Raw genomic sequence first — 15,349 nt, forward strand, 5'->3', positions numbered from 1 at the left:
AGCTGACACTGGTTCCTTTATGACGGTGTCATCCCAGTGCCCAGACACTGGGATGGCTTTGTTGCATCACACTTTATGAGATGGTGATTTATGGTAAATTCATGTAACTATCTCAAATTTAGCCATACCAATATCAGTGAATTTATTAAGCAAATAGCATTTGATTAGCAGTTCTTTTTCTCGATTTATCTCAGATTTATTCCTAAAACTAAATCCGAATATTTGCTTTAATCTTGAGAAAAACCCTTCAATATAAGATCTTTTCCCATAATTTACTTCTTTTTTCCATTCTTTCATGCCATCTTCACCGTATAATTTTATTAACCTAATAGCAGCATTCCTGTCAGACATATAATCTATTTCTGGATGTTCTGCCGCATTGTTTATTGGTGGAATTTTTGTCTTTATATCATATTCGTTACACAACTTATAAAACTTGTGCCTATCACATGCTCTATCTGCATATAGTGCTTTTATGGCATGCTGAAAATCAACTTCTTTTAGCAAATCACAAGCTCCATAGTGATCAGAGTAGACACCGTTACTGTATTTTACAGCTATGGCTTTTTTGTTGTTTATATTCAACATTACGTGCAATTTTCTCGTTTGCTCATAGCCACGATATTTTCTGTCAGTGCTATTTTCCTTGCTGTGTGTTGTTGTATATACTAATTCCTGTACTGTCTATAGCAATTTCGATATCTTCCATATTATTTTTATCAATTCTGCAATCATTTATCTTAATATTAAGTTTCTTTTGATGCTTGTGAATAGCTGATAACTGCCAAATCTCTTCCTATTTGTTGCAAATACCCTTTTATAAACCCGACTGTTTGTCTTAAACCAATTCTAAAGAAACTGACGATTATATGCACCAAAATCACAACTTTATCACTATAAATATAGTTGCCGCCCTGCATTTTTGGACAATTCTCGTACCAATTTTCTATGGCGTCATTGATATAACAAAAAATGCTTCCTCTTTCTTGGAGAAATTTGTTATATTCATGGCAGTTACTGACTCTCATTTTTTGTGGCATATTTTTTCTTCAACAGTTAAATGGCTATTTATAATGAATTTTGTCAGTAACTGCCAGTTCTTTTCACTTGAGCGATGCAACAAAGCCATCCCAGTGTCAGCTACTCGGATGACATCATAGGGGCGCTGGGATGACACCCTGACAATCGTCATCCCGCTACTTGTTAGCGGCTAAGAGATACCGCGGCGGTATGATGTAGGGGTTGCCGAGAACTTGTCATTCCAGTGCTTGACACTGGAATCTAGTTCTTATTGTACATTTACTTGGTGTAGAGTTAAGTTTCCTGGATCCCAGTGTCTGGGCACTTTAGACAATGTTACAAAAAATAATATCATAGAATTCAATAGGATAATTCCTAGAGAATTACTCATCTACAAAAAGCCAAATCGTGTTAATGCTGTTTAGATGTAAAAGATAAGCTAAATCTTTACAGGGAATTTAAAACAGTAGAATACCTTTGATTGAAAGAAAGCACCAACTTTATGGGGTGAGCAACTGCAACTACTACCACTAAATCAATAAATCTTAATAGGGGAAAACATTATGAAAACGTCAAAATTGACATTAGTATGTGACATATATGAATTAACAAATAAAGATAGAAAGAATATTCAAAAACTAGCAAGAAAAATAGAAGAAGGGGAAGGTGTTGCCGAAAAGTTTAGAAATAGAATATTCAAAAAGTCCAGCTATAACGCAAGCACGATTCTTTTAGCGAAAATAACTTACGAGTATCAGGGTAGAGAGGAGACATTGTCACTACTACATTATGCTATAAGTCATAAAAATAATCAAGCTGTAAAAGATCTTTTAGAAGAAGCCAAAAAACAAAAACTATTAAAGGAAGTTCTGAATGAAGAAATAACCACAAAACATTCAGATGGTCGGGAAGAAACTCATACAATACTTACAGATGCTATATCACGTAGAGACAATGACATGATTAGAGAAGTGTTAAAGATCTCTGAGGAAAATGGTATCTTGAAAGAGATTGTCAAAAAAAGAATAACGATAAAACATTCAAATGGCGAGGAAATGACTTACACCCCATTTACCTATGCTGAAGCACGTAAAAATAGTGAGGCTGTAGAAGAAATCTTAAAATTCTCCGGAGAACTTGTTAGTAGGAGAGCAACCCAGAAGCCCACTGTTGTAACAGCCAAAACTACTACAGCTAGAAGTGAAAAAGTGCTTCAAGATACTATTGGTAATATCGAGACACCGGCTGACGCATATGAAAATAGTAATAAAAGTAGTCTTGAAGAATCTATAGAACATGAATATCTTGAGCCATGCGAAAATAGTAATGAAAGTAATACAATAGCTATAGAGCACATCGCTGCTTCAATAGAAAAGCTTGATAATACTGGAATATGCGAAAAAAATGAAACTGCTGTAACAGAAACTGACATACAAGAACCAAATGCTTCCAACAGCCTTTCTTCTGCTGCATGTTTTGATAATGGATCTAGCAAAGAAAATACTGCAGACAAAAAAGAAAAACCATCAATGCAACAAAGACGAGCAATCTTGGCTGGTAGTGTTGGTGCGGCGTTACTAGTCAGTAGTGTTGTAGCTTATATATTGAAAATGTATGCCATAGCGATTATTGGGGGAAGTGTTGGATTAGCGTGTATAAGTTTTGCGTTGTATGATGCACTAAAGCCCAGCACACAGCTCGAGAAAGTGGAAAATGTAGAGCAACTAGATGTTAAATCTCTTCCTAGTTTGTGAAGGAAATGCTCTACCGAAATTAATATATTGATATCCTTACTATTATTAATAACAAATAAATATTTAAAAAATTTCTTGACTTCCGCCAAAATAGATGGCTTTATGCCAATACTACTAAGAAAATAGTAGTAAACATTAAAAAAAATTGAAGCGTTAATTAGTGAGGATTTTTACATGAGTAATAATAACAATAACCGAGAATCAGTGTTAGCACGACTACTATCAAAGACCCCTGAGCAGCTAAAACTATACTGCAAACTGCTCGATAATGAGAAAAGACAAGATCTTTATCAAAAGGTGCTAAAGGAAATGCGTGAGAACCCAGAGGTTAATCAGGTGAAGAAGCTGAACGAAATAGCTGCTGTTATAGAAGAGGCCATTGAAGAGTGAAGAAAGTGAGTTTATTAATTAATACATATAAGATATTAACACGATTAGGAGTATCCTCATGAGAGAGAATAAGCAGTGCATATAGGAATTTATACGGGTTTTACAGTTAATAAAAAAATAATGTTTGTGTCTGTAGAATGGAATAGTTTTATTAATTTAGTGAGGTTGGTATGTGTAATATCATAGAAAAGTATTTAGTAGATAAGAAAGATGTTAATGTTAAGAATGATGAAGGGAATACGCCTTTGCATTTAGCTGTGGAAGAAGGTAATCTTGAAGCAGTTAAACATCTTATAGAAAAAGGTGCTGGTATTAATGCTGTTAATAGGTATGGATATACTCCTTTGTATATTGCTGCTTATAAAGGTAGCACAGATATAGCTGTATATCTTGTAGAGAAAGGGGCTAATGTTAGTGATAACATTCTACATGAAGCAAGTAACTTAGATATAGTAAGACATTTTATAGCAAAAGGAGCTAATATTAATGCTACTAAAGAAAATGGTGAAACATTTCTGCATATAGCTGCTATAGACGGTAAGTTAGAAATAGTTCAATATCTAGTGGAAGAAAAAAACTTCAACATAAATGCAGCAAACAAGAAGGGTAATACTGTTCTGCATCACGCTGCTCATGGTGGTTGTGAGAGAACAGCTAGATATCTAGTAGAAAAAGGAGCAAACGTGAAAGCAACTAATAGACATGGGATAACACCCTTGCATATAGCTGCTTTTTGTGGGTACTCATATGTGGTAGAAAATCTTATAGAAGATGGTGCCGACAAGAATGCCATTAGTAGCAATGGTTGTACGCTAGCACATTATGCAGCTATAGGCGATGAGTCTGGTATGTCATGTGTCCTTGAATATCTAGTAGAAGAAGAAGGAATAAATTTTAATGTCACTGATAATCTAGGTAGTACACCACTACATTGGGCAGCTTATTGGAATAATAGTGAAGTAGTAGAGTATCTTGTGGAGAAGCGAAACGTGGATATAAATGTAACTGACAATGAGGGCAGAACGCCTCTACATTGGGCTGCTTACCACGCTAACATTGATTTAGTAAAATATTTCATAGAGAGAGGAGCTGAAATTAAGGCCACTAAGAAATATGGGAATACACCATTACATTATGCCCTTAATGGTCAATGGAATGATGATTATTTAGAGGTAGTTGAATACATAGCAGGAACAAGAAAATTAACTATTCCCGAAAATGTTGAAAACGTTGAGAAGGACAGCTTGGACATCATCAAATATGATTTTTACTGAAGTCTTACTCTCTTACGGTAGTGCAAAGGAAAGTCTCCTTTAATAGAATCTTAGGTTAAAGAGTATATCTTTTCTTGAGATTCTTTTAAAGAGACATGACTAATGACACAAAGTTAACAGACTACGAAGTAGGGAAAAAATTAAAACATGAGAGGGAAAAGAAAAGATATACTCAGGCAGGTCTAGGAAGTAAAGTCGGAGTATTAGAGAAGCAAATGTCCAGATATGAGCGAGGGGAAAATCCGATTTCAATCATTATATTCTGTATGATAGTAGTGGAACTAATGATTGATATGGCAAAACTACTGCCTGAATCGATGGCATCAGAGAAAGGTGAGGTAGAAAAAACATTAAATCTAGTTAGAGAATGTAAAAAATTTAGGAACCAGGAATTATGTAAGATAGCCTCTGCATTAAATAAATCTATCCAGGTGGGGGAAGAAGAAGGTAAAAAAGCAGGAAAGATTAAAGTAGCAAAGAATTTACTTAAAGCGGGTATTTCTGTTGATATCATTCTCCAAACAACAGGCTTGTCTAAAGATGAACTTGAGAAACATAATAAAACAGAGATAGTTAATTTTATAGCCTATAAAACAGGGGAAAATATGAAAGACTGGAGGCTAGCAAGAGGACGTTCTCAGGAGGATTTAGGAAATGAAGTCGGTTTAACAGGTGGTCAAATACGACGCTATGAGCAAGGAACACATATCATGACAATAGGAAAACTATGTAACGCAGCAGACAAATTATCAACGCACGCTCAAACTCTACTGCCGAAAATTAGTGAACTAATAGAAAAAGGCAATGTTGAAATTGAAAGAAGTAATGAGGATAGAGAAGGAGAAAATGGAGTACTAGATTTAGTGAGAGAGTATAATAAAATTGAGGATGAAGAAATACGTGATAAATTTTATTCATTAATTATGTCAGTATCTAAAAGAATACAGATTGATAAAGAAAAGGGTAAAAAAATAGGGAGAACAGAAATGGCAAAAAATCTACTTGAAGTGGGTATTCCTACCAATGTAATATGTCAAGTGACTGGCCTACACAATCTTGAAGCTATAAGATAATTTCTTTAGAAAATCTCTTAAACCATTAACCTAACATTACCTCCTTTCACACTTGTGCCATTTCCGCTTAACTTGCTACGCCTGTCAGATTAACGACATTGTGATCTGCTGTCTATTTTAATATCACTATCGTTATAATATAAAGAACTTAATGACTGACTGTGTGGAATTGGTTGCACTTTACTTAACCTGCTACTTGGACCTGACTGATCGTTATTGCTACTGCCAGAACTTGACAGGCTTGACGACCTACTACGCGACATTGGCAGCACATTTGAATCATTGGCAGCTTGAGCATTTGGTTTTTGTTGCTGATCAAATTTAGCATTAGAAGCCTGAATAGCTGATTCTTGTTGTTGATCGTTAGTACCTTGAGCATAGGGTTGTTGTTGGCTAGTACTTGCCTCTTCATTCTGAGCTATTCTGCTATATCCTATATAGTTAAACAATTCTTGCGTAAAGTTTTGTAACTCTTTTCTCGTTTTTCTCCTCTCTTCTGTAGATCTCCTACATTCTTCTTCAAGTTTTGCATTCCCTCTTATGACCCTATCACAATCTTCTCGAAGCTTCTTATTCTCTATTCTAGAGCTCTCTATATAAGTGTCAGTATCAGCTATAGACTTCTCTGCTCTTTTCAATACATCATCCATAATCTTTGTCCATTTAATGTACTCTTCCATAATATATTTTCCAACACCACCTTCTATATAAGAATCAGGTTTAAATTTATGTGCTAAATTATTCTTGATTATTTTTATGATTTCAAAAAATCTATTTCTCACTTTTTCATGGCTGATTTCCTTATTACCTGTTATTTCAAGGATGTCTCTTACTTTTTTTCCGTATTCATTATTGCCGTTAAAATACGATGCTAAACAATGCGCATAACCGTATAACACCCTTTCTTGTTCAAAATTAATCTCTGAATTTTCCTTCGTTTCCTGTGATGAATTCCCTTCCAGAAGGAAAGAAAACCATGATTTCTTCTCTTTGTTTTTCTTTTTTTCTACGTTAACACACATCTTACTGCACATCAATAAAACGCTAACATATTCTATAAACGGTAGCACAAAATATTCATCCGCATCTTCATAAACTCTGGGAGGTTGAAACTTTTTTTGTAAGGAGTCTGTAGCAAACTCATCTAATTCTTGCAACATATCCAATTGCATTTCACTCTCAATTAACATATTACATATTGAAGAATATATACCTTTCAGTGCTTTATCTTTCTCGCACACTTTCCCACACTCTTTTTTTACTTCATTAAACTCTTTAACTAATTTTTTATATCCCTTAACACACATGCTTAAATAGAGTAGAGCATCATCTCTATTTCTTTTAAAATTATCCAACTCATCATTAATAAAGCTTTCTATACCACATTGGCCTGCCTTTAAAAAGCTATTTATGTTTGCTATTATTTTCCCTTGTTTAATTTCTGACACTCTAGCTAATTTATTTAATATTCCAAAATTCAGCTTGTTTACCTCATCTTCATTTCCTAGTAAACTAATTTCCATTTTTGCATAAAACCCATACTTATAGTCAACATCAAGATCCTTTAAAAATGCTTTAGTAAGGCTATTTAATACCGTTCTTGTTGTACCCAGTGCGGTTTGCATCTCTTTAGCTTGTGCTACTTCTTCATCAGAGCCACCTCTATTTTGAACTCTATCAGGGTGATACTTTAAAGACAAATTCCTGATTTCCTTATCAGCATCCTTAACACGTTGTTCATGTTCTTTTTCATCCTTTATATGCCTTCTTACCTCTTCAAGACTAACGTCAAGTTCTTGTAGCAGCTTAGGTAAACCAAACAATTTTAATACATCACCCAGAGTCATCAAATCAGGTCCTTTATTTAAATTATCAGAAATATTAGTCGATGTTGTTGGTACTTCTTGACTTCTGTTTCTTGCTTGATTTCTGCCTTCAAAACTTCCCTTTTTAAACATACAACCCCCATAATAATTTGTAACTAAACTGTTCCATTGTAGAACCCGGCAATGAATCAAAACTGAAGTAAATAGACCCAAAACTATCTTCCAAAACCAAGAATAGTTCCCATATTCTCCTGCCCTCTGACATTGTTTCTTATCTATTTGAGCATCTTTTAGCTTACCACTCCACGGCCACCACCAATACAACTTTTCCTCACCAAAAGCCTCAAGCAATGTTATACACTGTTCTTTTATTCCTTCAGAAAACTTATCTTCTAAAAGTTTTTTAGCATTAAAGCCTTTCTTTTTGCATAAACTCTCAAGCAGAGTGGGGCCAAAACCCCACCATAGTACTCTATATTTTCTCTGCCCAGCAAGAAAATTAATTGCTTCTTCTTGCCACATTAACGACATTGTGATCTGCTGATTATTTCAACATCATTATCGTTAGAATGTGAAGAATCCAGTGACTGACTGCGCGATATTGGCTGCACTCCACTTAGCTCGCTACTTGGATCTGGCTGATCATCTGCTTGGTTTGCAGGCTGTTGCTGGCTAGATGAGCTACAACTAAGTTTGTTGCGTTGTTCTTTAACACTTTCAATCATTTTTTTTAACCTTTCCTCCCTTTCTGCACTGGCTGCTTCCTCACGTTCTAAATGTCCTATTAAGAACTCTGAATCTTGCCTACAAGACTCTGAAGCTTGTTCACAAAGCTCTGAAGCTTGTTTATAAAATTCTCCTTGCTCGCGAATTTGTTCGCACATCTCTGATACTACTTCATTCCGCTCCAAATGCACTTCGTAAAGTTGCTCATTGTATTGCCTCAGATCTTTACAAAATTCATCACCCAAATTTTTCATTGTCCTCAGAAAATTCATCTGCACTTCTGCAACTTTTTCATAAAAATCCTTTTCAGGCTGAAATTCCTTTTCTAGACAATTTGAGTATACATTGATTATTTGAACAAGCAGCTGTAATGCATGTTCTTTATCCAATGAGTTAATATGCAAAAGCTTAGCAGCTAATTTTCCATTTTCCTCATTTCCATAGCAATAATATGTTACAAGGTAATGAGAAAGTTCATGCAATGATAAAAAGCTATTTAAATTTCTAATAACCTTGTTATCAGCCACAGTTTTATATATCGTTTCATTACTAACAAGCTCTCTCCACCTTTTTGTATTAACTATCTCATTACATATAGCTAAAATGTTAGTATACTCTATAAACGGTAAAGTAAAATCTTTCTCTGCTTGTTCGTAACTTCGTTTATCATTAATGCAATAAGAATATTCGTGATTTATTAAATGACCAGAAACTTTATTTAATATTTTACCCTGAGTTTTACACTCTTCTAACATCTGAGTTGCAATAGGTTCCATGCGATCATTTTCTTTGCATAGATCACAAAACAACTCTAGATTAGTACGCAATTCTTCATAACCAATTAAATAACTTTGAAAATAACATTCAGCATTATCTTTTTCTTTTTGGAAGTGGTCCACATTATTTGAGATAAAACCTTTCATGCTAGCTTGACTTGACCTTAAAAACCCATTGAGATCAGGTACCAACCTCTCGTACTTAATATGAGATAACTCGCCTAGCTTGTTTAGTACTGTGTAAGTTATGTTTTTTAATTTTTCCTTGTTACCTAAAAAATCAACTCGTACTTTGCTAAAATAGCTGTATTTAAAATTATCACATTGGGAAAAGTTTTCATTAAAATGCTTCAATATACTTCGTATGTCATCTAATTTTGCCTGTATTGCTTGAGCTTTTGGTCTTTCTTTTTCAGGTATACTGTGCCATTTTGGCGAGTTAGGATGATATTTTTTACAAAGTTGTGTAAGTTTCTTGTCAACTTGTGTTTTAAAATATTCCTTGTGGTTTTCTATAGTTCTCTTTCCCGCTTTAACGTCCTTTAGATCATCATCAAGCTCAGACAACACGTTATCAGATTTAAGTATCCTGAGCGTATCTTCCAAAGTCATATGATCTATTACTGTTAAATCATCTTGCCTCTGTTCTCTTTGAGAATTAGATGCAGTAGGAATTTCTTTATCCTTACGTTCTACACCTTGAGAATTAAGTGATACATTAGGAACTTCTTTATGTTGTACACTTCCCATACCAGTGCTACTAGCACCACCATTTTTATTTGGTAACATTTTACTACCCTCCTTTTTCCATTTAAAAAAATACATTAACAATAAAATAAGCAAAAGAACCACTAATGCTACAATTAATAAGAGGACTACAAGATCCCTATTTTTCACAAAAACCCCCTTATAACTATAACATTATAAATCATCTGCTGAGGTTATTACTTACGTGATTAGACAATACAGGCTCGTCTATATCAGAGCTTGGGGGAGTGTTAAATAAACTGTGTCAAACCGCATTTTTAGTTCAACTCAATTTTCAATCTGCCAGGAAAGAAAACATCAAGTTGAGAGATAGTTAATGCCCAATCATGTACAGGCATCGTCCACTTTTCCTCTGCCTTCTTTATAGCACAATATACCTGCTTATACAAGGCATTTATGCTGGTAAATGAGCCTTTGGTCTTAGTGAATTTCCTAATTTGCCTATGTAGCCCCTCTATGGGATTGGTGGTGTAGATTATCCTCCTAACTGGACCAGAATACTTAAAATAACCAGACAAGTTTTCCCAATTATTCTGCCAAGATTTTATAACCATAGGGTACTTTGTGCCCCATTTTTCATCCAATTCCAACAGATAATTCTCGGCAATTTCCTTGCTTGAAGCTTGATATACCTTCTTTAAATCGCTCAAAAAACTCTTCGCATCTTTACTGGCCACATACTTCAGTGAGTTGCGTATCTGATGCACTATACACATCTGCACTTCCGCATTAGGAAAGACACTGTTTATAGCTGCAGGAAAGCTTTTCAGCCCATCAACGCAGGCAATAAGGATATCTTCTACTCCTCTTTCTTTGAGGTCATTTAGCACTCCCAACCAGAAGTTAGCTCCTTCACTTTCAGCCAAATAAAAACCTAATACTTCTTTTTTGCCATTTTGATCTATGCCTAATATGTTATACATGCATTTACTTACGCAATGCCCGTCCTCTTTGACTTTAAAAAACCATGAAAACTATCGGATATACAGACTGCAGCAGGCGACTACGCCATTCGTTGATTACTGGTAGCAATTTGTCAGTAATACTTGATATCTCTGCCACCGATATTTTGTGATCATAAATTTCCTCAACATGTGACACTATATCTCTATAGCCCATACCACTGGCAAATGTGCTCAAAATCTTCGTTTCAAGCTCTGGATGTAAGTTTGTTTGCCTTTTTTTGACTATTTGTGGTTCGAAACTTCCTTCCCTATCTCTTGGCGTCAAAAGCTCAAATGACCCTGCGCTTGTACGTAAAGTCTTTGCATTCCTCCCATTTCTTCGATTATTCTCTTCGCTTTCAGCCGACAAGTGGTTTTCTATTTCACCTTCCAGGCTTACCTCCAGCAACTTTTTTATAAACGGTGTTAATGCTCCATCTCTTCCTGTCAACGGTCTTCCTTCTCGTATAGACGACAGGATATTTGTTTCTAATTCTTTATAATCTACCAAACCGGTAGTTCTGTTTACTACTTTCTGACTCATTGTCAAACCTCCATTTTTTTATATCAATTTATTACTTTTTTTTCGGTTTGACACAGTTTATTTAACACTCCCTGCAATTGTGGTTCGCTCTAACCATACATTAAATACATCTTTATTACACCCTCCTGTGAAGGTCATTGGTGTAATAAACTTCTTTTCAATCCATCCACCTATTATACTCACTCTTTCCCACTTTTTTCCTGGAACATCAGCATATATTTTTTCTCCTCTTGGAGCTCATGCATATTCTCGGTATAGTCTATTATCAACTCCTGCTTCATCTATATATAAAATGCTACAGTGGTCTATTTTTGAGACTTTATCGATAAATTGCTGCCTATCTTCTTGATTGCGCTCTTGATAGAATGTGACTTTTTTTAAGGTTATTTTTAGCTGTTTTAACCTATACCAAATTGCACTTATTCCAAAGCCAAGGTTTTGTTTCATTTCTGCTAGTGTGTGATCTGGGTGTTTTTTAACATAGTCTACAAGTATTTTTGGGTCTATTTTCCGAATAAAACCAGTACTTTTTACCGCTTTGAGACCTTGGCCAGTAGCTTTCTTTTTTAGCCATCTATATAGTTTCTATCTCAAAAACCTCTGCAACTTCAACCTTTGACTTTCCTTTTTCTACCAAAGACACTGCTTTTTCCCTTAAATCTACACTATATACCATCGCTTTCCCTACTTTAAAAAAACATATTATACCTTTATCATTCGCTTTTGAAAATACTATAGTTTGCTTATGAGCAACCTGGATCCCAGCGTCAGCTACTCGGATGATAAAAGGAAGGAATATCGGAGTGACAAGAAAGGGATCATAGTGTGCTAGACTTTATACCTTTTGCATTCAAACTCACACAAATCATGAATTATACACGTTTCACACGAAGGCTTTTGCGCTTTGCAAACATATCTACCATGCAAAACTAGCCAGTGATGAGCATAAAGCAGGTATTCTTTTGGAACTACATTTAAAAGAGATTGCTCTGTTTTAAACACATCTTTTTCTCTCACAAGTCCAAGTCTATTGCTTACTCTAAAAACATGAGTATCAACTGCCAATGTTGGAATACCAAGTCCTGAATTTAAGAACACATTAGCGCTCTTTCTCCCAACCCCTGGTAAAGATACCAAATCATCGAAATCAGTAGGCACTTTGCTATTGTACTGCTCAATCAATATTTTGCTGAGCCCGATTATGTTTTTTGCTTTGGAATTATATAAACCAATACTGCTTATGCATTTTTTCAGCTCATTTTGTCCAAAGCTCAGCATTTTTTCTGGCGTATCAGCGATACTAAATAGCTCCTTTGTAATTTTATTAACACTGACATCGGTTGTCCGCGCTGATAGAACTATTGCAACTAATAACGTAAAATGATTGGTATAATTTAGCTCTATTTTCGGTATAGGATTTGATTGTTGAAACTTTTCAAATATCAATTCTACTTTTTTTGAATCCATTTCATTTATCACACCTCTTTTAAAGAATTAAGAAAAGAACCCCTCTTTCCCATCATATAAATACAACTTATCCATTCTCACCACGTCAAAGCTATTTTCTTCGAGTTTGATTAGCAAGTTATTCACATCAATATTTGTAATAGTTTTCTTTTCATTATTTGCGATAAACCTACAGGTTATTTGATCGCTTGAAGATTTTGAGCTTCTTGGCCAAATTGCCAGTCCTTTTGAGTATATTGCTATCATTTGCAGATTATTTAATCCTACTATTTGATCAAAATTGCTGGATTTGTCCCAAGCAAGCGTTATATCACTACCCACTAGCTTTTTAACTTTGTAATCTTGTTCGTAATTGTCTTGTACTTTATTTATTTTACTATCTGAACCACTGCTAATTATAAGCTCAGGTAATGTTGCAGGTTTCTTTCCTAGATTATCTATAACAGCTTCTGCAAATTCTTTTGTACCAACTTTCTGTTTACTTCTTTTCTCCTTATACAAATCGGCAGTGTGTATTCCATCCTCTAAAGTCTTCAGCCATGCATCGTAGATTAGTTTTGCAGTACCCACTTGACCTATGTAAATTAGCATATGCACTGCAGCATTTAAAAGACCAGAAGGATTAGCTATGTTTTTTCCTGCAATATCAGGAGCAGAACCATGAACCGCTTCAAACATCGCATATTCATTACCTATATTGCTACTTCCAGCGAGTCCCACAGATCCAGAGGTTTGTGCCACTATGTCTGATAATATGTCGCCATATAGATTTTCAGTTACTATAACATCGAAATTCTCCGGTTCTGTGGCAACACGTGCCATTCCAATATCAACTATATAATGTTCTGCCTTTATGTCCTGGTATTCCTTTGCAATGCGATCAAACGCTGCATGGAAAGTTCCGTCAGTCATTTTCATTATGTTGTCTTTAGTCAGGCAAGTTACTTTTTTTCTGTTGTGTTTTTTCGCGTATTCAAAAGCATACCTGCATATCTTCTCTGAGCCAGATCTAGTAATAATTTTAGTGCATTGGTAAGAATCACCAGTGAGCCTATGCTCTATTCCGGTGTAAACGTCCTCTTCATTTTCGCGTATCACTACGATATCAAACTTATCGAATTTATTTTCTATAACAGGATGATATGAAACGCATGGTCTGATATTTGCATACAACCCTAGATTTTTTCTGAGTGCAACATTTAAGCTCTTGTGGCCTTTACCTTGAGGAGTTGTTGTTGGAGATTTTAATAATATTTTTGTCCTTTCAATTGATTCCCAACCACTTGGAGAAATTTCGTGAGACCATTCCTTACTATAAACACGCTCACCTATTTCAATAATATCTATTGAGATTTTTGCTTCCGCTTTGCGCAATATCGACAGCACCGCTTCCATGATTTCTGGTCCGATACCATCACCATATGCAACTGTGATTGGTGTTGACATAACTTTCCTAGTTATAAATGATTTAATATTAATTCAAATAACAGAGTGGCACAAGTAGCTAGTATTATCCAAATTAGTATATTTACGGTTATTTAATAACATATTTTTATACTAGTTATGTCACAGTAGAACATGGGCAGAGTATGGATACTAAAGTAAGTTATGCAGGGATTCTGAGGCGAGTTTCAGCATGTGCGATCGACGGTGTTTTATGGATGATAATAGCACTTGTTTCACTCCTTTTTCTAAATTACGATGTAGATGATATATCTACCCATAGGATAATCCTTATGGCAACACTGCTTATAACATATATAGTATTTAATATATTAACAATAACGAAGTACGGTTGCACTCCAGGAAGACTACTGTGCGGCGTACGTATAAAAGATGCAAATACATTTAAAAACGTTACTCTAATGCAAGCAACAATAAGATACATTTTTAGGGAAGGCATTTGGGTTATTTATAATTTTCTGTCTTATCTTCTGCCTGGCTATGTTTCTGGATGCCTTTTTATTATACTAACTTTAGTTTTAATGTTTGCAATATTTGACCAACGTAAACAGACCTTTTATGATAAAATTGCAAAAACAGTGGTAATAGACTATAAACCTAGTTGATATTTTTCTTTATAGGCAGTGTATGGATAAAAACGTAAACTACTCAAAAATGACAAGGCGTATTCTAGCATTTATAGTTGATTGTATTTTATTTATCGCAATACCATTTGCTTTAATGGCGGTAGGTTTCTCACTTACACACGTAATACAAGGGATCATGGGTGCAATAATTGTAATCACCACGATTGTATTTTCTTTATTTTTAATGATACCATGTATATTTCATATATTCATGCTAGTAAAATTTGGCAGCACTCTAGGGCACTTGTTATTTAGCATGCGTGTAAGAGACAAAGATACACTTGAGCAGATCACTCTAATACAAGCAATAAAAAGAACCATCGCTTTTTTCATAATTTACTGTATATCGCTTTATAATCCTATTTTACTTTTAGCTATACTAATCCTAGTTTTAGTATGTGCAGTAGATGATGAACATAAACAAGCTTTTCATGACAAAATTGCAAACACGGTAGTGATAGATTATAAACCTAGTTGATATTTTTCTTTAGTTGTTACCACCAAGGGTGTTATTCCAGCGCGTGACGTTAGTTAGAATCCAAAAACCATGAGAGCTACAAAAAATTACTTTACAAACTCCGCCAGCCCCCTTATCATAACACTGAAGCTATTTATTTATCTTCGCAATCTCTGCAGTGGATTAATGACAAAAAACTTAATGTATTTGGCGTAAATCATGCTTAATTTTTGCACTATG

16 protein-coding genes and 2 pseudogenes are annotated in these 15,349 nt (G+C 34.8%); 7 read left to right on the forward strand and 11 right to left on the reverse strand.

Translation table 11 applies throughout. From position 1 onward, the window contains the following. Positions 1-99 precede the first annotated feature (99 nt). From ABWU36_RS03220 to ABWU36_RS03230, 3 genes are all read right to left on the reverse strand, one after another. Positions 100-588 (reverse strand): transposase, encoded by a 489-nt coding sequence (locus ABWU36_RS03220; protein WP_151807721.1) that lies wholly within the window; start codon positions 586-588, stop codon positions 100-102. Positions 589-746: 158 nt separating this feature from the next. Beyond that, entirely contained in the window at positions 747-1,040 is a 294-nt protein-coding gene (locus ABWU36_RS03225; protein WP_253309376.1) for a transposase, read from the reverse strand. Further along, positions 1,025-1,192: a hypothetical protein gene (locus ABWU36_RS03230; RefSeq protein ID WP_264735643.1), complete on the reverse strand. Its 168-nt coding sequence runs from the start codon at positions 1,190-1,192 to the stop codon at positions 1,025-1,027. Before ABWU36_RS03230 ends, ABWU36_RS03225 begins: the two co-directional genes overlap by 16 nt. A 61-nt stretch (positions 1,193-1,253) precedes the next feature. Here ABWU36_RS03230 and ABWU36_RS03235 point away from each other — a divergent pair, with 61 nt between their 5' ends. From ABWU36_RS03235 to ABWU36_RS03255, 5 genes are all read left to right on the forward strand, one after another. After that, the gene (locus ABWU36_RS03235; protein WP_341814144.1) at positions 1,254-1,445 is read left to right on the forward strand and encodes a hypothetical protein; all 192 of its coding nucleotides are present in this window, start codon (positions 1,254-1,256) and stop codon (positions 1,443-1,445) included. 138 nt (positions 1,446-1,583) lie between these two features. Continuing rightward, positions 1,584-2,774 carry a hypothetical protein gene (locus ABWU36_RS03240; protein ID WP_353272990.1) on the forward strand — a complete coding sequence of 397 codons (1,191 nt, stop codon included), beginning with the start codon at positions 1,584-1,586 and terminating at the stop codon, positions 2,772-2,774. 174 nt (positions 2,775-2,948) lie between these two features. Next, positions 2,949-3,164 (forward strand): hypothetical protein, encoded by a 216-nt coding sequence (locus ABWU36_RS03245; RefSeq protein ID WP_264688148.1) that lies wholly within the window; start codon positions 2,949-2,951, stop codon positions 3,162-3,164. A gap of 170 nt (positions 3,165-3,334) precedes the next feature. Continuing rightward, a complete protein-coding gene (locus tag ABWU36_RS03250; RefSeq protein ID WP_309166543.1) occupies positions 3,335-4,438 on the forward strand; it encodes an ankyrin repeat domain-containing protein in 1,104 nt (367 codons plus the stop codon). A 95-nt stretch (positions 4,439-4,533) separates the two neighbouring features. Then, positions 4,534-5,511 (forward strand): hypothetical protein, encoded by a 978-nt coding sequence (locus ABWU36_RS03255; protein ID WP_264735336.1) that lies wholly within the window; start codon positions 4,534-4,536, stop codon positions 5,509-5,511. A gap of 89 nt (positions 5,512-5,600) precedes the next feature. On the opposite strand, the gene ABWU36_RS03260 is transcribed toward ABWU36_RS03255, so the two are convergent. The 8 genes and pseudogenes from ABWU36_RS03260 to icd all read right to left on the reverse strand — a co-directional run bounded on the left by ABWU36_RS03260 (position 5,601) and on the right by icd (position 14,008). Next, complete coding sequence (locus ABWU36_RS03260) at positions 5,601-7,868, reverse strand: hypothetical protein (protein WP_265016763.1); 2,268 nt, start codon at positions 7,866-7,868, stop codon at positions 5,601-5,603. Next, positions 7,859-9,736 (reverse strand): hypothetical protein, encoded by a 1,878-nt coding sequence (locus ABWU36_RS03265; protein ID WP_353272991.1) that lies wholly within the window; start codon positions 9,734-9,736, stop codon positions 7,859-7,861. The genes ABWU36_RS03260 and ABWU36_RS03265 overlap by 10 nt, the downstream gene beginning before the upstream one ends. Positions 9,737-9,864: 128 nt before the next feature. Beyond that, positions 9,865-11,095 (reverse strand): annotated as a pseudogene (locus ABWU36_RS03270) (IS256-like element ISWpi15 family transposase). A gap of 57 nt (positions 11,096-11,152) precedes the next feature. Continuing rightward, positions 11,153-11,278, reverse strand: a complete 126-nt coding sequence (locus ABWU36_RS03275) for a hypothetical protein (RefSeq protein ID WP_264687987.1) — start codon at positions 11,276-11,278, stop codon at positions 11,153-11,155. Positions 11,279-11,332: 54 nt separating this feature from the next. Further along, positions 11,333-11,617: pseudogene (locus ABWU36_RS03280) on the reverse strand (IS630 transposase-related protein); the annotation flags it as partial. A gap of 52 nt (positions 11,618-11,669) precedes the next feature. Then, positions 11,670-11,771 (reverse strand): IS630 transposase-related protein, encoded by a 102-nt coding sequence (locus ABWU36_RS03285; RefSeq protein WP_253309320.1) that lies wholly within the window; start codon positions 11,769-11,771, stop codon positions 11,670-11,672. A gap of 152 nt (positions 11,772-11,923) precedes the next feature. After that, on the reverse strand, positions 11,924-12,562 hold the full coding sequence (gene nth / locus ABWU36_RS03290) for an endonuclease III (protein WP_253309321.1): 639 nt from the start codon (positions 12,560-12,562) through the stop codon (positions 11,924-11,926). A 27-nt stretch (positions 12,563-12,589) separates the two neighbouring features. Next, on the reverse strand, positions 12,590-14,008 hold the full coding sequence (icd, locus tag ABWU36_RS03295; RefSeq protein ID WP_353272992.1) for an isocitrate dehydrogenase: 1,419 nt from the start codon (positions 14,006-14,008) through the stop codon (positions 12,590-12,592). Positions 14,009-14,151: 143 nt separating this feature from the next. On the opposite strand from icd, the gene ABWU36_RS03300 reads away from it, so the two are divergent. Then, positions 14,152-14,631, forward strand: a complete 480-nt coding sequence (locus ABWU36_RS03300; RefSeq protein ID WP_264687985.1) for an RDD family protein — start codon at positions 14,152-14,154, stop codon at positions 14,629-14,631. A 22-nt stretch (positions 14,632-14,653) separates the two neighbouring features. Continuing rightward, positions 14,654-15,130: an RDD family protein gene (locus ABWU36_RS03305; protein WP_353272993.1), complete on the forward strand. Its 477-nt coding sequence runs from the start codon at positions 14,654-14,656 to the stop codon at positions 15,128-15,130. The last annotated feature ends 219 nt before the right edge of the window (positions 15,131-15,349 follow it).

It is taken from the genome of Wolbachia endosymbiont (group A) of Portevinia maculata (genome assembly GCF_964028525.1).
Lineage (GTDB): Bacteria > Pseudomonadota > Alphaproteobacteria > Rickettsiales > Anaplasmataceae > Wolbachia.